Here is a 16,572-nt window from a genome sequence, read left to right as displayed (position 1 = left end):
GCAGACTCTGCCTCCTAGTCGAGGGTAGCTCGGAAGAGCCTCTTAGAACACGAAACAGTTTATCATCAGAATCTTAAGGTTTTTGCCATGCCGCTAGTACCGCCTTACTTAGTTTTTCTCACTTTCGTACTTGTAATTTTGCCATCTATAGCTGCTATTTTATTACGCTTTGCTCTCCATAGCCATCTGGCGGAGCAAGTGGTAAAAGTTAAAATGTTGCTCGTTGGTAACAGCAGTGTAACGGAACCTAACATCGTTAAAAACCTGAAGTCAAGGTTTAAAGAAGCCAGTAGTAATTTAGAGCAGGTTAATACTGGAGCATTAATAGATCAAGTTTATAGCGAAGAGACAGTTTGGGGAATATCCTGCGAACAAATTGATTATTACTGCCGCATTCTCCCTAATTTACTTCTATCGTTTGGATTACTGGGGACTTTTCTAGGTATTATCATCAATTTGTCGGCACTGAGTCAAACGATCGGTCAAACCAATGCCAGCAATGTTAGCGATTTGGTGCGCGAATTGCAAGTACCACTGCAAGGTATGGGAATTGCCTTCACCACTAGCTTAACTGGAATACTTTTTAGTGCTTTGTTAACAGTAGTTAACTTGCTATTCAATGCTAATCTTGTCAAGTATCAACTTATTAATTCTCTAGAAGATTATCTTGATAATGTTTATCATCCCACACTACAGGGTCAAACTCGCCTGGATAAAATAGTTCATGGTATGGCAGATTCATTTGAAAATTTCTTAACTAGATTTGGGGTAACTGTAAGAGAAGCGGTGGAAGGTTCTCTGAAAGATAAACTGCAAGAAATTTTCGATGCTAATATTAAAGCTACTCAACTAGCAGAAGAGGTATACACCAGATTTGCGGAATCTTCTGGTACAATAGCTAGCGGTGCTAATCAATTTAAAACATCTGCTAATGACTTGGCAAATGCTGTGGCGGCGATGATGATAACTGCCGATCGCTTTGAACAAGTGGGCCAAATATTTGAGCATAGCCAATTTCCGCAAAGGTTATCCGAGGCGACAGCAGATATGGCTAGCACGCAAGCTGAATTTTCTCATTCTGCTTCCATTTTAGCTGAATCGGTTCAATCTATAAAAAAAGCAGTGAGCGAACTGCGACGTTCCAGTCAGCAGTTCTTGAGTTTGCAAGAAGAAGTCAGCAGTATTAATCAGACATCAGGGCAATTTTTAGATTTGCATCAAAACCATCAGAAATCTCTCGATGAGATTCTTACACAACTCCAGCAAGCATTGCCGAGTTTCCAGTCAATTATGGAGTTACAATCTGGAGGCGATAATTTCGATAAATTACAAGCGGAACTGACGAATTTGGTGGAGACGCTGAGGAACTATACGGAGGGTGTTAGTCTGGGTATTGAGGCGGTGGGCGATCGCATTTCCGAAACTATCAATAACCAATCCAATACTAACAACTCTCAACTTCAAGTTGTCATAGATAATGTTCAGGAAGGCATTAATCATTTGGATGACACAAAACATGAAGTTTATAGATTGAGACAAGCACTAGAAAAGAGGTCAAATAGAGATAGTGTGGATGAAGCAAAATTAGATGAGATAGTAGATAAATTAAACAAAATTTAGGCAAGATCTATAAAAATAATTGGGGGCCGATCGTGCGTCGTCGTTCACGGCATATTAATTCAAATGAAGAAGAACTCAACATCTGGCCAGCTTTCACAGATTTAATGTCTAACGCCTTCATGATTTTGAGTTTATTTTTCCTACTATCTATCGTTAAAGCATCCATATTAAAATCAACTTCAGAACAGACAATTACGAAGCTGAGTCAAAGTGAAGAACAACTGAAAAACTTAGAAAAGCGCGTAGCTTCTTTGCAGCAGAAATTGCAGGAAAAAACAAATCAAGTCACCAACCTAGAAGGACAAGTTGAACGACTGAAATCACCGCCGATTATTGTAATTAAAGATTCGGGTGAATATAAATTTGAAAAAGGCAAAGCAGATTTGCCTAGCGGATTGCGTAGTAAAATAGAAACAGATTTTGCCAATCAAATTGAACGTTATGGCAGGGAATATAAAGGCTATGTTGTAGAGGTGATCGGTCATACAGACGGGCAGAAAAATAGTAGTAGATATAGCAATTTAGATGATATACTAGAAATTGGAAATATTAGTCAAGTTCAAGTAGGGTCTAATGCAGATTTGGGTTTGATGCGAGCATTAGCAGTTGTGAAAGTACTTGAGGATATTCAAAGGAAAGGTCGCTTAAAAGGGTTAAACTTTCGTGCCTATTCCGCTGCACAATTGGTTTTGCCAAAAGAATACTTTCCTCCTAGCAATAGTAATGCGGATGAACCAACGCGGCGGCGCATTGAAATTAGGTTTACTCCGCCTGGGCTGGAAAGATAGGAGAATTGTAGGTTGGGTTGAGCGATAGCGAAACCCAACAAAGCGGAGAATTGTAGGTTGGGTTTCGTTACCTCAACCCAACCTACTAATCGCAACTGGCAATTCAGTTGTTTCTCCCTGACATACCCAAGCACCCCAATAAAAAGGATGCTCTAAAGGTCTTTCTTCCTCTTGACAAGATACATTATTTGGTGATAATAATTCTTCTAAGACTTCGCGACCGAGTTCGGATTGGCGCAACTCTCTAACGGTGATATTGCGGATATAATTTTGGCTCTCTAGTAATGCGTTGGAACGACCAAAACCGCGTTCCAAATTATCAAAAAATCGCTCCATCAACAGCGCCGTTGCTTTATCTGGAACAGGCCACAAACTCATTACTAAAGTTTTCGTTCCGGCGACAGCAAAAGCGCGACGCAAACCGAAGACACCTTCGCCTGTTTTAAGATCGCCGATCGCAGTATTGCAAGCCGATAATACCGTGAGTTCGTTCGCCCAAAGGTCGAGTGCGGCTACATCTTGGGCAAACAGAAAGCCTTTGCCAGCTTTTTCCGGGAGAGTTCCGCCGGATAGCCAGATGTTCGCACCTGCTAAGGCAAGTCCAGAACGCAGCATCGGGTTTTCTACTTTTGTAGCAGAAAATCGGCTCCCAAATATCCGATTCTCCAAAGTGGGTGGTTGATGGGGCAAGTCAGGTAAGAAAACGCCGTGAGTAGCAATCAGCAGGATACTGGGAGATTGGTTGTTGGTAATGTGAGTTTCCAGTGCTTCAGCATCCAAATATGGCGATACTTCCAGCTTTTTGGCAACCGCTTCACCCAGAAACCTTGTACCTGGTGCGCGTTCCAAGCTATTGCCCAACACCGATAGAAACCCGGTTTCTCCAAGAAACCGGGTTTCAGATGCCCCACCCAAATCAAAATCAGGATCGGCAATAATTAGAGGTGCAGTAGCGGGACGAGTTGGTTGAAAATGGGAACGCAAAATATCGCGTCCGACACTGAGGTAAGAGATAGTATACTCATCCATTAAAAATCGCGTTCCTGTCTCATCGGGCAATAACTGAAACGGCAACAAATTTAATTCGCCATCGGGAGAAACTAGCAAAGATTTACTATCGCCTATCACAGCAGAAATAGGCTCGAAAATCGCTTGCCGCAGTTCCATGCCAAAGGCGGGATTGTATTTCCTAAAAGTAGGGATCTCCTCGTCATCATCTGCCATATTCAGCAAGTCACCTTTGCCAGAGAAGTAAGATCTAAATACCCGCAACAATTTATCGATATATTCCGCTTCTCCTAAATCAATCATCTCTACTTTATCTGGCTGTTTTGCTGGTAAGATAAAAGCTAGGTAGCGGGCAGGTTTCCATTGTGATTCCCCACGCGCCGGGATTGCTTGGAAATCAAAAACATCAAATCGCACGAATTCTACTAAAGTGGAACCTTCTGGTAATTCCAAAGCAACAGCGCGACGGTTAGCAGTTTCAAGTTCCTGTTGCAGTTGGATTTCGGGAACTTGGGATGCTAGTAGTTTTTCTAAGTTTTTGCATTCTGTTTCTAAATCAGATAGGCGCTTTTGATATGCTGCTTGGCGCGTATGAAAATCGTCGTCGGTAATTTCTGAATCGGGTGAGGGTGGAGAATAGATTAAGTGAATTTGTTCAGCCCTTAAAGATTGCCATTCCTTAAACTGCGGTGCGAGGTGAGAATAGCGATCGCTATACAAAGCATAGTTGAAAGCAGCAAAGGCGGCGGCAGTTAAAGCTTTGCGTTTGAGTACCAAATCATAAGCTGCTTGTTTTGCTTCAGGAGAGTTAGAAAGGTGGGAATTAACTAAAGAGAGAAAGACATCAAAATTAGATCGGATCGTTTCGAGATAGGCGAGGCGATCGCTTTCTGAACTAGCGGCAAACATTTGGTGAATTATGCCGTTTTCGATTTCAGTAGCTTGACACATAAGTGTCAGTGCTTCTGTAGCGCGGTTGGTAGCTGCCAATAGTCCTGCCAAATTATTCAAACTGGTAGCAATGTTGGGATGTTTTTTGCCCAAAACATCTTTACACAATGCCAAAGCTTCCAATTGTAACCATTCTGCCTCACTAAACCGCCCTTGCAATTTGTACAGTCCTGCCAAATTATTTAAACAGCCAGCGACATCCAGGTGTACCTCTCCCAGCAGGCGTTTTCTCATGCCCAAAGCTTCCATGTACAAGGGTTCCGCTTCGCTAAACCGCCCTTGTGATTTATACATTTCTGCCAAATTATTCAAACTGGTGGCAACATTTGGATGTTCTTTTCCCAAAAGGTGCTTACATAAGACTAAAGCTTTTAATTGTAAAGGTTCTGCCTCGCTGAAGCGCCCCTGATAATAGTACAGTAAGGCCAAATTATTTAAACTATTAGCAACATCAGTATGTACTTCTCCCAGCAGGCGTTTTCTCATATCTAAAGCTTCCGTGTATGAGAGTTCTGCCTCTCTAAACCGCCCTTGAGAAGTGTATACTTCCGCCAAATTATCCAAACTGGTAGCAACATTTGGATGTTCTTTGCCCAAAAGTAATCTATTCAATTCTAAAGCTTCCAATTGCAAGACTTCCGCCTTGCTAAATTGAGCTTGAGATTTGTACAATAAAGCCAAATTATTTAAACTAGCAGCAACATAAAGGTTCTCTTTTCCAAATAGCTGCTGTGCTAATTGCAAAGCTTGCTCCGCAACAATTATCCCGTGAGAGTATTCACCGCGACGGTAGAGATATAAAGCCTGTTCATTTAGCTGTTTCCAAGGTACAACTGCTTCTCCTAAGATTACCGCCAAACTTTGCAACCAATCGGCATTAGGTTTATCCGACTCTACCATTATGGTTGCTACTAATTCCATTGCTGCTACTAATCTTTCCTCTATTAAATTCTGGTTAGTCTGCAAAATTCCTAGTTGATCTTCACTATCGCAACTCAGTAATTTCTGAATCAAATTGAAATAAGCTTCGATGCGTTGTTCGTCCACCTGATTCTCTCTCTCTTCTGAAATTAGCGACCAAAATTATGCTGTAACGGTATATTCCGTGTAGAAAACTTTGCCATCTCCACTACTTTGCAAATATTCCAGTAATTCATTCAAATGCCCTTCTTCCATTTGCAAAGGTTTCCCGCTTCCCTCTGGCAACCAATCTAAACTAGGGTTATCCTTCCCAATAATCGCTACAATCTGCTCTAAACCGACTTGGCCAGTGATTTTAAACGATTTTTTCCCCGAAACAGGCTGGGGCAAAACAACCACACCCTCACCCAAGTAAGGCTGAGGCGCAAACACTGAAGGACACAAGCACCAAAACCTGCCAGTTGTGCCTTTTTCCAGCAGCAGTAAATATCCCGGAGTCTCAAGCTTTAGCTCAAAAATAATGTGACTGCCCAAAGGTACGCATTCTTGGTAATCACCCACCATATCCAGCACGCCAGCCAGTTTTGGCCCCATTTTGTCTGTGGGGGTAGCCAGTTTCAGCAATTTTTCCCAAGGGTGGAGAGTCACAGGCGCATCTGCTACCAAACCTTGCTCTTTCGCCCATTGTGGAAATACTACCTCGCGTAGCCAGCGTTTTGCATTCGCCCAACGACCATCACCAGTGCTAGGAGGACACCCCGCCGTTTCCAGTTTTTCACAAATTGCTTTTAACTGCTGACGAAAAATGCGAGAAGCATCACCGTTTTTGGTTCCTTGAATCAACTTTTCTGCGAACTTAGGATTACCAACTAATTTTTCGTGAGTTACTTCTCTATTGTCTTCGAGAAAACGTTTCTCAAATATCAGGCTATTCTTTCCCGTGAAGCCAAAACGGGTTGCCATTGCATTGAGGAAATCTCCCTCGTGATCTTCATATCTAGGTAAATTCATCCCCAATTCATCCTCTACTAACTTCTTTTATATTAAAGCGCAGCTATGGCAAATGTCATTACCAATTTGTCGTTTCTCTACTTCAATCTACAAAAATCTACATCTACAGCACTCTACATTTCTCGATAGACAGTCATAAAAAGCCATGTCTTAATAAATTTAAGTTAACCAACCCAAAAGAGGAAACTTAAATCATGTCTCACAATCTCGAACCCATCAAAGATATTATCCTCAGTATCTTATCCCAAAACCCTGAACTAAATGTTTTAATCCAACATTTACAATTAACCGCTATCACAATAACACCGCCACAATTACCAACCCCAAATCCCAGCCAAATCGATGTACTTGATTCCTACATCAAATGGCACATTCCCACCAAAAAATTTAAGCGTGCCAAAAATCATCTTTTGCCAATGATTAAACCCTTGGGTGGCTTCAACAGCGTACCGAGTTTAGGCGGTTGGGTGAACGATAAAGATAAATGGGAACTGGAAAATATTCGTTTGGTAACTTCCTTTGCACCTTTTCCAGTTATTCGCCAACATCTGTTAAATATCTTGTTGGGTTCCTATCAAATGGGTAAGGCAATTCAAGAAAGCGCAATTGGTTTAGAAATTGGCATTCCCGATCGTGTTTGGATGCTGATTATTCCGACCAGATAATTAACGCTGCATATATCACCCGCCTGGGAATCAATTCCCAGGCTAATAGCGAAAGTCGGATAAATCCGACTGAGGAAAAAAACAAGAAGTACCGTTTATCCACCCAAAATATGATCTGATAAATAGTCCTCTTCAGAGGACTTTCGCTATTAGCCTGCGATTTGAATCGCAGGCGGGTGATGATCGAAATGCAAAAGCTATATATAACAAATCCACCTTAATTTACCCCTGCCAATTCTGCTTTGCCCTTTCAAATATCTCATCTATCGTTTGCCCTTCATAAAGCCGCTGCGAAACTTCCACATAATTCGTAGGTTCCCGATGCAAAAGTGTGAGAAATCGTAAAGCAGCAGCAGAACCAAGCGACTTTTGTAAAGCCTCTATCCCCTTAAGTCTGATTTCTGTATCATCCATAATTTTTGCCCTCTTCATTAGCTTTCCTCCTGTCTAATATAATCCACTGGATTCATAATAGCTATCTGCTGATTCAATAGTTGAGCTTTTTTCCTCAAATTATCATCACAAGTCAAGAAAAAATCTGCCTGAATATGAACCGCACAAGCAAAATGTAACGCATCTTTAGCCGAAAGGTTTTTGGATTGCTGAAATGATTGTCCAAGTTGATATATTTTTTCTTCTGGCCCTACCCTTACTTTACAAAGACTGGCTAGACCAAAAACTGCATATTTTCGTTCTGGAAAGGGACATATAATCGTTTCATCTTGGTGCATAAAAGACCAAACCAGTTCCACTTCTCCTGCATCTGCCCTGATAAAAATATCCTGACAGGCCAAAGCTTCCATCTGGATTCTTGTCTGTAAAGGATCGTCAAACCCCCTTTGAAAACAATTGTAGTCAAGGTAAATCAAATCCATATTAATTGATTATAATTAATTATGTCTATTATATCACATTCAATCAAAAAGCAAACAGCATGACACAAACTCTAGACGCAATCTATGAAAAAGGCGTTTTCCGCCCTTTAACTAATCCCGAAATTGCTGAGGGAGAATCCGTAAAATTAATAGTTGAAACAGCATCAAAAATAAACCCGGAAGAAATGCTTAAATTAGCCGCTCAAGTCTACGAAGGTTTATCTGAAGAACAGATAAATGAAATCGAACAAATTGCACTCGCTCGCAGTAATTTCTTTACCGAAAATAACCCATAAAAGTTGTGGTACAAGTTATTTTAGATACCGATACTCTTTCCGCCATTATGCGACAAAATCCAGTCGTCATACTGAAAGCGACAGAATATTTAGCCGAACAAGGTCAGTTTACCTTTTCAATTATCACTCGCTATGAGATTCTGCGGGGACTAAAAGCGAAAGGCGCAACTAAACAGATAAGCCTATTCAATGAATTTTGCGCCAAAAATATTGTTTTACCCCTAACAGATGAGATTGTAATAAAAGCAGCAGATATATACGCAGATTTGAAAAAACGTGGATTGCCTACCGGAGATGCAGATATTTTAATTGCAGCTTCCGCATTGGTGCTAGAGGTAGCAGTAGTAACAAACAACCAAGCTCACTTTCAGCGGATACCCCATCTTCAGGTACTCAACTGGCTCAATTAGCATAGAGCTATCTCAACCAATTGCTCTATCCTTCTCCCTGGTTTACGATTAAGGTTGGTTGGTGCTATCTTTCCAGTGACCGATGGAATATTGGGAATTTCTAATCCAAAAAGAAGGCGATCGCACCTGGCAACCCCTAGAATCGCCAGATGTCGAACTCCAGCAAGGTCGATATCGCATCCTTGCTCGATCGGGCCGTACAGATACCGAAGTGGACATTCGGATTATCCATCAGTCCACCGACGAAGATCCGCCTAAGCGTCGAATGCAAAAGCGATCGCGCCGCACCAACTCAGAAGGGTTAATGGTGCTAATTCCCTTTACCCATCTCAAACCCGGAATCTGGGAATTGCGCTGTCGTCCAGACTTAATCACCGATTTGATGGGCGATTCCTGGAAGCACACCCTTCGCCTGCAAGTGCTGCCAACGCTTGAAGATACTCCCGCCCAAGCAGCCGCTGAAGATGGCAGTGCAGGCGTCTCCCTAGCCGAATTAGGGGACATAAGCGAGTCACCAGTCCTCCCAACAGAGTCTCCAATTCCAGAAGCCCAGTCAAACCCAGATATTCCACCGAAAACCGCCGCACCGGAGGAATCAAATCCCTGGGCACCAGTTTTATCGCCAAAACCAACAAACGCCAACTCTCACCCGCTTCTGCTAATCCTAAAGCAGCAAACTTATATCGCCCGTCACGGACAGCCCATAAACCTATCGGGACAAGTTGCACTTCCAGAAACATCAGAAGATCGAACTGCTAGCCCCCCACCCATCTTTAGTGGAGAACTGCGAATTCGCCTGCGCGATCCCCAGAATGCCAAGATTTTAGCCGATCGCCAGCAACTGTTATCAGCACAAGCGATCCCTTTTACCTTTGCCTGCGATATCGAAATCCCGCCTAACAGCAAAACCCATTTGGTTTTGGGAGAAATAACTCTTTATAACGCCACAGAAACACCAGACGACCCACCGCTAGTTCTGGCAAGCAAATCCTTTAGCATTACAGCCGATTTGGATGACTTGCTGAGTGCCTTTGCGGAAAGCGTACAACAGAACGAAACAGACTTTTTTGACCCCGCATCAGCAGAGTCTGGAAAAGGGACAACAGAAGACGATCGCGAAGAAATCTCGAAAACTCCCCTGTTCCGACCCTTAGAACCATCAGTCGGTCAGTCTTTGCCCCCCCTACTTCACAAACCAGATCCGACAAAATCGGCCTCTAAACGGCTCGATCTGCCGACATTTGGCAATACTTCTAAATTTGCCCCAGCTGCCAACACCGAAACTCAGGCTGAGTCTGAGTCGGCAAATTTGACCGCCGCCGAATCGGAAGTACAATCTACCGAGTCTGAGACTGAGGAAGTCTCCCCATCCATAACCGAACAGGATTCTACTCCAGAAGCGGCAACAGCAGCACCCGAAGTAGCCGAACCGCAAACCGAAGTAACCGAAACCCAGCCTGATGCTGAGCCGTCCCCAGAGGACATAGCTTTTCAATCCTTGAAACTCGAAGATCGTTTTTGGTCGCGGTTGAATTCTTTAGCGACTGACGCTGAATTGTCCGCCGAGTTGAATATCGATGACATCTTAGACACAGACAACACTCAAGCAGAATTACCCGCAATTTTAAGCGATCGATCTACTGGGACAGAAGCTGACTTGACAGCCTACGAAATTGTCGTAGACGATGAGCCACTAGAACCCCTACCACAAAAAGCTACTAAGAGTCAGACACAAGATTTGAGCAGTAATCCAGATCTGCTTTCATCAGAAAGTGCGACAATTTCTCAGGATGAGGGTATCCCAATGCCCGAATTGGAAGTGCCTAAAGGCGAACTGATAGGCGGACAGCCAGTACGTATCCGTATTAAAATGCCCCTGCGGCAGCCCCGACTGGGTGTGAAACTGTGGGTTTTAGACCGCCAAACGCGATCGATCCTGGAAAGTCCACGCTGGATCGGCGATTTTGTCCCCGATCCTTGGGGAAAACTCGAATCTATGACTCAAGTAACAGTTCCCTTGGGTTGTTTGGCAATTCGCTTTGAGGCGATCGGTGTCGAAATACACACCCAGCGAGAAAGCCATAAAGCCACAATCGATCGCAACGTCATTCCCCCCGATCTCCCGACCTTTCCCTTAGATGACTTAGATGTTTAATCCCACAAATCTAAAATCTATAGCTAGGGACTAGGGGCTAGGGGCTAGGGGCTAGGGAAGAGGGAAGAGGGAAAAGGTTACTCCGTAAGGGATTATGAACCAGCAGGTAAGAGCTGGAGTTGTCTTAACCGCCTTGGCAGTTGCTATAAAATTTAAAATCCAAAATTAAAAAACCGCCTTTCCAAATTAGATCGGCGGTTTTTCTCATTTCAAGTTGGGGCAATACTTACAAAGCAGATCCTATACCGGCATAAGAACCGTAAAAGAAAAGTCCCAAAACGGTGAGAGCGCTAATTCCGGCGACAGTCGCCACGATCCACAAAGGTATTCTTCCACTTCCAGACACAGCTTTTACCTCTTCATGACAGCATTAAATTCTTTCTATCGAAACACAATCTATTCCAGCTAGGTGAAGTACCCCTCTGGAAAGATTGCAAAACTCCGTACATCCATTTTCTTGGCCTATATCCCGCCGCCAAATGAGTGCATTATGGCGAGGGACGAGAGCGATTAGTTAAAGAAATAACTGGAAAACAGAATACCGAGAACAAAAATCAGAAGTAAGCCTAAGAAGAGAGAAGTCCGATTTAACTCAACAGGCTGATTATTGGTATTGGGAGTTCTAGTTGGCATTTGTTACTCCTATCGGTGAATAAACTGCATTGCTGCGATCGCCCCTACAAAGAACACCGTAGGAACAGCCAGAGTATGAACCGCCAGCCATCTCACTGTAAAAATCGGATAAGAAACCGGCTGATTGGAGGGGGTGTTGCTTGTCATAATTCAAAACCAATGATTGAAACTACTTTTCGATAAACTGCTCGATTTGCTGCTTCGCTTCGTAGCGATCGCTCAAGATGGGTAATTCTATACGCTCTTGAGTATAGTACTCATTAGGCCGAGGCGTGCCAAAAGCATCGTATGCCAGACCCGTCTGTACAAATAGCCAGCCAGCAATAAACAACGCTGGGATGGTGATACTGTGAATCACCCAATAACGAATGCTCGTAACAATGTCCGTAAACGGACGTTCTCCAGTTGTGCCAGCCATTCAGGTTCCTCCTTCAACAAGATCGAAGCTTAATGAATATGATACGAAACATTACAAGCTCTAACAAGCAAGCCGCCCAGGCAAATAAAAACTTTTCCAGGACTTACGCCATATTTCTTGTTTCGCCCTCCCTTGCCCCCCAAATCTGGGGGGAGTAAAGTCCGGTTCCCCCAGATTTGGGGGGCAGGGGCAAAGGGGGGCTAGTACAGCCTTTAAGCAGCTTCAACTGTACCCTGATATTTCAGCAAAGTCCCTCTTTGACCGATAATGAAGCCCTTTTCCGGCGTCAAAAACAGAATCTTGTAGAAATTAGAAGGCACATCCTCAACCTCGCGGTCTTTTTGCCAAGTTTTTCCGCCATCGAAACTGCACAGCAAATTACCGCCGCCACCAGCCACCCAAATTTCGTCAGGCGTCCGAAAAGCTAAATCCAGCAATCCCCAGCTAGCTGAAAACTCTGGATAATCTGCATCCAGCCACTCATCTGGTTTTTCCGGGTCGGTAAATTGAACCTGGCCCCCACGAGCCAGCATCCACAACCCACCATCTTTAATAAAACCCATATTCTGCACGCGCCGGGAGCTATTGCGATTATGGGGTTCCCAGGCATCTTGTCCTGGTTGCCAAGTAGAGTAGAAGCTGCCGTTAGCAGAAACTGCCACATACTTGCCATCGATCGATCGAGAAATGTTGCGAACCACCCCTACAGCTTGCTGCACCAAAGCTTTCCACGTTTGGCCACCATCTGTAGTCCTATAGATTGCTCCCACATCTGTCGTCATCTCCGCCGACTGGGGTGCCAGCGCCAGCACAGTATTGGGATTACCCGGAAGCTTTTCCGACAGCGGAATGCGAGACCAAGTTTTTCCTTCATCATTGGTGTACAGCAGTAGAGAAGGTTCCCCTACAATCCACCCTTCTTGACCGTTAAAACTTACCGAATTAAAGCGGTACTTTTGTCCGCCCAAATCCAGTTCTCTGCTTTGCCAAGTTTCGCCGCCGTCCGTTGTTTCTAGCAGCGTAGATTGACTGCCGACTAACCATCCGTGCATGGGGTTGCCGGTGAAAGCGATATCCATCAAATTGGCATTTGTCGGTAGAGAAACGACTTGCCAAGGGTTTTGACTTATCGAGGGTACTTTACTGCAAGCCAGACACAGCAGGGCAACCGCCAGCAGTACTCCTACTCGTTGCCAGGATTTTAAGAGCGATCGCATTGTTTTTGAAATATCTGTAAAACCTGAAGAGTGGAAACTCGATTGTAGTTATCTGTTTGAAGATAACGGAGGATTTCAAGCCTGATTTTTAACGCCTTAGTTTTCGGCTTTATCCAATTGTAAGGCAATCAATCCTCAAAATTGTGAGATCTTAGCTTTGTTTGACCCTCGTATTTAACAATAAGAGTCAAACTCTCATTGCAAACCGTAGAGACTAAGAAAGAATAAAACCCCCAGTCCTAAAGCGCCAAAAATCAGTAAATTCTTCTGCGTTGGCGTTAAGCTGTTCACACCCAGACCATAACCAAGATTTGACTTGAATCCAGATGGAGATCCTTTAGGGCCAATATTTTGGAACTGCGACTTCCGCGCCCCACAAACAGGACAGCGCCAATCAGCAGCTAACTCTTCAAAGGAAATTCCCGGCGAAATATCCTGCTTACTGTCACCCTTATCAGGTTCGTAAACATAGCCGCAAGCTCTACATTCATACTGATCCAGGGCGTTGGCATCAACAGCTTGATTGCTCATAGCTCACGCAAAAAAATAAAGTTAGAGGTCAAAGCTTAAAAACTCTGTTACAAATTATGACATACATTGGGCATTGGGAATATTCTTGCCTCGTCAAGACTCAGTACTCCCTCTTTTCTTCTATCTGTCAAAATGTAAAAATAAGTAACAAACGTCCTTTCGCCAAAGCGGTAGCTATTAATTGTGTTTGTCCTCAGTGGCTATGAGTATTTGCTAGGCTTCCTCATTGTTTGCAGCCTAGTGCCTGTCCTTGCTCTCACCGCGTCGAAGCTACTCCGGCCCAGTCGTCGCGGCCCAGAGCGGCGCACTACCTACGAATCGGGCATGGAACCCATTGGGGGAGCTTGGATTCAGTTCAACATTCGTTACTATATGTTCGCCCTGGTCTTCGTCATCTTTGACGTTGAGACGGTTTTCCTGTATCCCTGGGCTGTCGCCTTCAGCAGGCTGGGACTTCTAGCCTTTGTTGAAGCGCTGATCTTTATAGCGATTCTTGTCGTTGCACTCGTTTACGCATGGCGCAAAGGAGCCCTGGAATGGTCATAAACTCTCAAACTCTTACTCCAGAGGATGACTACAAAGATATAATCCTCAATCCTATTCAGCGCACTTCTGTCACTCAAGACCTTTCGGAAAACGTCATCCTCACTACAGTTGATGACCTCTACGACTGGGCGCGTCTCTCTAGCTTATGGCCTCTGCTGTTCGGTACGGCCTGTTGCTTTATTGAAGTAGCGGCGATGATCGGCTCTCGGTTTGATTTTGACCGATTTGGTCTGGTGCCTCGTTCTAGCCCCAGACAAGCCGATTTAATCATCACCGCTGGCACAATCACCATGAAAATGGCCCCGGCTCTGGTTCGTCTCTACGAGCAAATGCCAGAGCCTAAGTATGTCATCGCTATGGGAGCCTGCACAATTACGGGCGGAATGTTCAGCGTCGATTCCCCAACCGCCGTTCGCGGTGTGGATAAACTCATTCCGGTGGATGTCTACTTACCGGGCTGTCCGCCTCGTCCAGAAGCGATTATGGATGCGATCGTCAAACTGCGGAAGAAAATCGGCAACGATTCTATTCAAGACCGAGCCAAATTGCGCCAAACTCATCGCTATTACAGCACAACTCATAAGATGAAGGCTGTGCCTGCTATCTTGACCGGAAAGTATATCCAGTCGCCCACTCGCCAAGCACCACCGAAGGAATTGACGGAAGCGATCGGCACACCCGTCCCACCAGCTTTGATGACAGCACAGAAGCAGGAGGTCGAACGTGGCTGAAGAATCTCAACTCGTGGAAGCCGGTATTGTTTCCCGTTGGCTAACAGAAAACGGTTTTGACCATGAGGTTTTGGAAGCAGATCATCAGGGTGTGGAAATTATCAAAGTTGAGCAAGATTTCCTCGTCCCACTTTGCACAGCTCTCTACGCCTACGGCTTTAACTACCTTCAGTGTCAAGGTGGCTACGATGCGGGGCCAGGTCAGGATTTGGTCAGCTTTTACCATTTGATTAAAGTGAGCGATTATGCCGATCGCCCCCAAGAAGTCCGGGTCAAGGTATTTCTGTCCAGGGAAAACCCCAGAGTGCCTTCCGTGTATTGGATTTGGAAAACCGCAGACTGGCAAGAACGGGAATCCTACGATATGTACGGCATTATCTACGAAGGACACCCAAACCTGAAGCGAATTTTAATGCCGGAAGATTGGGTCGGCTGGCCCCTGCGGAAAGATTACATCTCCCCAGATTTTTACGAGTTACAGGATGCTCATTAAAGGGGAATAGGGGAAGAAGGGGCTAGGGGCTAGGGGCTAGGGACTAGGGGAAGAGGGAAGAGGGAAGACGGGGAAGATCTCCACTCTCCCACTCCCCCACTCTCCCACTCCCCCACTCCCCTCATTCCAAGACTTTTAATGGCAGCGTCACCGTAAACTTAGTACCCATTCCGACTTCACTGGTAAATTCTATCTTTCCGCCGTGTAAGTCTACACATTGTTTAACAATACATAATCCCAAACCGTTACCGCCTATCTTGCCAACATTAGAAGCTCGATGGAATGCTTCAAATAATCGGGGTTGCTCTTGTTTAGGAATGCCAATACCCTCATCCTCAATCTGGAAAATAGCTCTGTCGCCATCACAAATAAAGTCAAAATGGACAGAACTTCCCACTGGTGAATATTTAACTGCATTCGAGAGCAAGTTGGACAAAATGTACTGTAACAGGTTTTCATCCATACAAGCATTTGTAAGTTTATTGTCCACATGGGTTGCAGTCAGTTCTGAATCAGTTGCGTAGAAGGTACGAAAAATAATTTTGTGTTGATTATTGTTGGTAAATTCTATCTCTTGTGCCACAGATATACAGAAGTTTTCTAAATATATTGGAATCGGATTAAAATCTTGTTTTCCCAGGTCTAACCTACCGATTACCAATAAACCTTCTGCCAGGTGATCCATCCTATTAACAGCTAATATAATTTGCTTTAAATATTCTAGTATTCGCTCCAAAGACAACTCGGAAAAGTGACTTTCGATGATTTTGGCAAACCCCAAAATGAGGGATAGCGGGTTGCGAATTTCGTGGGAAACCATTGAAACCAAGCGGCTTTTTAGTTCGCTATGTTTTTGCAGTTCTTTATTGGCAGACTGAAGTTGTAGGGATAGGTTTCGCGATCGCAACAAAATTTCTACCCTGGCCTGCAATTCCACCTTTTCAATCGGACTGATAATCAATTCGTCAACGCTTTGCCACAGGTGTCTTGTAGCTATTCCTACCTCCTGGCGGGAGGTAAGCAGGAGAAACGGTAGAAAAACTGGGCTCGCGACCTGCCTTCTAGCTTGCACCCATTGCCATACCCGGTCTAGAGCCAGACCGTCTAAAATACATAAGTCAAAATCAATATCTTTGTTCTCTTCTGCTGAAGAAGCGATCGGACAAGAACCAGAATCAGAACTCAAAAATAGCAATTCAGGATTTTTTTCATCGGGCAGGAAAACCTCATGATACCTGCTCAACCAATCCCACAGCAAGCGACGGTTATTCTTGTGATCTAGAAGCAGTAAGATACGGCTCAT

The 16,572-nt window shown here is 44.3% G+C and carries 20 protein-coding genes; 9 read left to right on the top strand and 11 right to left on the bottom strand.

Going from position 1 to position 16,572, the window contains the following annotated elements:
* The first annotated feature begins 87 nt into the window (after nt 1–87).
* The gene (locus tag LAY57_RS07330; protein ID WP_249065740.1) at nt 88–1,620 is read left to right on the top strand and encodes a hypothetical protein; all 1,533 of its coding nucleotides are present in this window, start codon (nt 88–90) and stop codon (nt 1,618–1,620) included.
* A 32-nt stretch (nt 1,621–1,652) separates the two neighbouring features.
* Nucleotides 1,653–2,408 (top strand): hypothetical protein, encoded by a 756-nt coding sequence (locus tag LAY57_RS07325; protein WP_249065739.1) that lies wholly within the window; start codon nt 1,653–1,655, stop codon nt 2,406–2,408.
* Nucleotides 2,409–2,480: 72 nt separating this feature from the next.
* Here the strand turns inward: LAY57_RS07325 and LAY57_RS07320 are convergent, their stop codons facing one another.
* Nucleotides 2,481–5,414, bottom strand: coding sequence for a tetratricopeptide repeat protein (locus tag LAY57_RS07320; protein WP_249065738.1), 2,934 nt, complete (start codon nt 5,412–5,414; stop codon nt 2,481–2,483).
* Between the two features lie 36 nt (nt 5,415–5,450).
* Nucleotides 5,451–6,299: a DUF4384 domain-containing protein gene (locus LAY57_RS07315; protein ID WP_249065736.1), complete on the bottom strand. Its 849-nt coding sequence runs from the start codon at nt 6,297–6,299 to the stop codon at nt 5,451–5,453.
* A 194-nt stretch (nt 6,300–6,493) separates the two neighbouring features.
* On the opposite strand from LAY57_RS07315, the gene LAY57_RS07310 reads away from it, so the two are divergent.
* Nucleotides 6,494–6,964, top strand: coding sequence for a hypothetical protein (locus tag LAY57_RS07310; protein ID WP_249065734.1), 471 nt, complete (start codon nt 6,494–6,496; stop codon nt 6,962–6,964).
* Nucleotides 6,965–7,186: 222 nt separating this feature from the next.
* Here the strand turns inward: LAY57_RS07310 and LAY57_RS07305 are convergent, their stop codons facing one another.
* Together LAY57_RS07305 and LAY57_RS07300 are read right to left on the bottom strand one after the other, a co-directional pair.
* Nucleotides 7,187–7,396 (bottom strand): hypothetical protein, encoded by a 210-nt coding sequence (locus LAY57_RS07305; protein WP_249065732.1) that lies wholly within the window; start codon nt 7,394–7,396, stop codon nt 7,187–7,189.
* A complete protein-coding gene (locus LAY57_RS07300) occupies nt 7,396–7,767 on the bottom strand; it encodes a PIN domain-containing protein (RefSeq protein WP_249065731.1) in 372 nt (123 codons plus the stop codon). The genes LAY57_RS07305 and LAY57_RS07300 overlap by 1 nt, the downstream gene beginning before the upstream one ends.
* Before the next feature lie 131 nt (nt 7,768–7,898).
* Here LAY57_RS07300 and LAY57_RS07295 point away from each other — a divergent pair, with 131 nt between their 5' ends.
* The 3 genes from LAY57_RS07295 to LAY57_RS07285 all read left to right on the top strand — a co-directional run bounded on the left by LAY57_RS07295 (nt 7,899) and on the right by LAY57_RS07285 (nt 10,700).
* Entirely contained in the window at nt 7,899–8,135 is a 237-nt protein-coding gene (locus LAY57_RS07295; RefSeq protein ID WP_249065730.1) for an antitoxin family protein, read from the top strand.
* A gap of 5 nt (nt 8,136–8,140) precedes the next feature.
* On the top strand, nt 8,141–8,545 hold the full coding sequence (locus tag LAY57_RS07290) for a type II toxin-antitoxin system VapC family toxin (RefSeq protein WP_249065728.1): 405 nt from the start codon (nt 8,141–8,143) through the stop codon (nt 8,543–8,545).
* Between the two features lie 82 nt (nt 8,546–8,627).
* Nucleotides 8,628–10,700 (top strand): type IV pilus assembly protein FimV, encoded by a 2,073-nt coding sequence (locus LAY57_RS07285; protein WP_249065727.1) that lies wholly within the window; start codon nt 8,628–8,630, stop codon nt 10,698–10,700.
* Between the two features lie 226 nt (nt 10,701–10,926).
* Here the strand turns inward: LAY57_RS07285 and LAY57_RS07280 are convergent, their stop codons facing one another.
* The 6 genes from LAY57_RS07280 to LAY57_RS07255 all read right to left on the bottom strand — a co-directional run bounded on the left by LAY57_RS07280 (nt 10,927) and on the right by LAY57_RS07255 (nt 13,499).
* Complete coding sequence (locus LAY57_RS07280; protein ID WP_249065726.1) at nt 10,927–11,046, bottom strand: photosystem II reaction center protein J; 120 nt, start codon at nt 11,044–11,046, stop codon at nt 10,927–10,929.
* Nucleotides 11,047–11,210: 164 nt separating this feature from the next.
* A complete protein-coding gene (psbL, locus tag LAY57_RS07275) occupies nt 11,211–11,333 on the bottom strand; it encodes a photosystem II reaction center protein PsbL (RefSeq protein ID WP_249065724.1) in 123 nt (40 codons plus the stop codon).
* 9 nt (nt 11,334–11,342) lie between these two features.
* Nucleotides 11,343–11,480: a cytochrome b559 subunit beta gene (psbF, locus tag LAY57_RS07270; protein ID WP_249065723.1), complete on the bottom strand. Its 138-nt coding sequence runs from the start codon at nt 11,478–11,480 to the stop codon at nt 11,343–11,345.
* A 22-nt stretch (nt 11,481–11,502) separates the two neighbouring features.
* Nucleotides 11,503–11,751, bottom strand: coding sequence for a cytochrome b559 subunit alpha (gene psbE / locus LAY57_RS07265; RefSeq protein ID WP_249065721.1), 249 nt, complete (start codon nt 11,749–11,751; stop codon nt 11,503–11,505).
* A 212-nt stretch (nt 11,752–11,963) separates the two neighbouring features.
* The gene (locus tag LAY57_RS07260; RefSeq protein WP_249065719.1) at nt 11,964–12,968 is read right to left on the bottom strand and encodes a photosynthesis system II assembly factor Ycf48; all 1,005 of its coding nucleotides are present in this window, start codon (nt 12,966–12,968) and stop codon (nt 11,964–11,966) included.
* A 195-nt stretch (nt 12,969–13,163) separates the two neighbouring features.
* On the bottom strand, nt 13,164–13,499 hold the full coding sequence (locus LAY57_RS07255) for a rubredoxin (protein ID WP_249065717.1): 336 nt from the start codon (nt 13,497–13,499) through the stop codon (nt 13,164–13,166).
* 183 nt (nt 13,500–13,682) lie between these two features.
* Here LAY57_RS07255 and ndhC point away from each other — a divergent pair, with 183 nt between their 5' ends.
* From ndhC to LAY57_RS07240, 3 genes are read left to right on the top strand one after another with little or no spacing between them, the layout of a single operon-like run.
* The gene (gene ndhC / locus LAY57_RS07250; protein WP_249065716.1) at nt 13,683–14,045 is read left to right on the top strand and encodes a photosynthetic/respiratory NAD(P)H-quinone oxidoreductase subunit C; all 363 of its coding nucleotides are present in this window, start codon (nt 13,683–13,685) and stop codon (nt 14,043–14,045) included.
* A complete protein-coding gene (ndhK, locus tag LAY57_RS07245; RefSeq protein WP_249065715.1) occupies nt 14,036–14,776 on the top strand; it encodes a photosynthetic/respiratory NAD(P)H-quinone oxidoreductase subunit K in 741 nt (246 codons plus the stop codon). The genes ndhC and ndhK overlap by 10 nt, the downstream gene beginning before the upstream one ends.
* A complete protein-coding gene (locus LAY57_RS07240) occupies nt 14,769–15,269 on the top strand; it encodes an NAD(P)H-quinone oxidoreductase subunit J (RefSeq protein ID WP_249065714.1) in 501 nt (166 codons plus the stop codon). The genes ndhK and LAY57_RS07240 overlap by 8 nt, the downstream gene beginning before the upstream one ends.
* 121 nt (nt 15,270–15,390) lie before the next feature.
* Here LAY57_RS07240 and LAY57_RS07235 read toward each other — a convergent pair whose 3' ends face one another.
* Nucleotides 15,391–16,572 (bottom strand): ATP-binding response regulator, encoded by a 1,182-nt coding sequence (locus tag LAY57_RS07235; RefSeq protein WP_249065712.1) that lies wholly within the window; start codon nt 16,570–16,572, stop codon nt 15,391–15,393.

The sequence above is a fragment of the Argonema antarcticum A004/B2 genome, from assembly GCF_023333585.1.
Lineage (GTDB): Bacteria > Cyanobacteriota > Cyanobacteriia > Cyanobacteriales > Aerosakkonemataceae > Argonema > Argonema antarcticum.
The sequence above is the reverse complement of the archived record's forward strand: the minus strand, read 5'-3'. Positions and strand labels throughout refer to the sequence as shown.

What these genes read in the sequence shown, in the direction of transcription:
- LAY57_RS07330 (WP_249065740.1), top strand. Translation starts at nt 88, where the DNA reads ATGCCGCTAGTACCGCCTTACTTAGTTTTTCTCACTTTCGTACTTGTA.
- LAY57_RS07315 (WP_249065736.1), bottom strand. Translation starts at nt 6,299, where the DNA reads ATGAATTTACCTAGATATGAAGATCACGAGGGAGATTTCCTCAATGCA.
- LAY57_RS07310 (WP_249065734.1), top strand. Translation starts at nt 6,494, where the DNA reads ATGTCTCACAATCTCGAACCCATCAAAGATATTATCCTCAGTATCTTA.
- LAY57_RS07305 (WP_249065732.1), bottom strand. Translation starts at nt 7,396, where the DNA reads ATGAAGAGGGCAAAAATTATGGATGATACAGAAATCAGACTTAAGGGG.
- LAY57_RS07300 (WP_249065731.1), bottom strand. Translation starts at nt 7,767, where the DNA reads ATGGAAGCTTTGGCCTGTCAGGATATTTTTATCAGGGCAGATGCAGGA.
- LAY57_RS07295 (WP_249065730.1), top strand. Translation starts at nt 7,899, where the DNA reads ATGACACAAACTCTAGACGCAATCTATGAAAAAGGCGTTTTCCGCCCT.
- LAY57_RS07285 (WP_249065727.1), top strand. Translation starts at nt 8,628, where the DNA reads ATGGAATATTGGGAATTTCTAATCCAAAAAGAAGGCGATCGCACCTGG.
- psbL (WP_249065724.1), bottom strand. Translation starts at nt 11,333, where the DNA reads ATGCCAACTAGAACTCCCAATACCAATAATCAGCCTGTTGAGTTAAAT.
- psbF (WP_249065723.1), bottom strand. Translation starts at nt 11,480, where the DNA reads ATGACAAGCAACACCCCCTCCAATCAGCCGGTTTCTTATCCGATTTTT.
- psbE (WP_249065721.1), bottom strand. Translation starts at nt 11,751, where the DNA reads ATGGCTGGCACAACTGGAGAACGTCCGTTTACGGACATTGTTACGAGC.
- LAY57_RS07260 (WP_249065719.1), bottom strand. Translation starts at nt 12,968, where the DNA reads ATGCGATCGCTCTTAAAATCCTGGCAACGAGTAGGAGTACTGCTGGCG.
- LAY57_RS07255 (WP_249065717.1), bottom strand. Translation starts at nt 13,499, where the DNA reads ATGAGCAATCAAGCTGTTGATGCCAACGCCCTGGATCAGTATGAATGT.
- ndhK (WP_249065715.1), top strand. Translation starts at nt 14,036, where the DNA reads ATGGTCATAAACTCTCAAACTCTTACTCCAGAGGATGACTACAAAGAT.
- LAY57_RS07235 (WP_249065712.1), bottom strand. Translation starts at nt 16,572, where the DNA reads ATGAGCCGTATCTTACTGCTTCTAGATCACAAGAATAACCGTCGCTTG.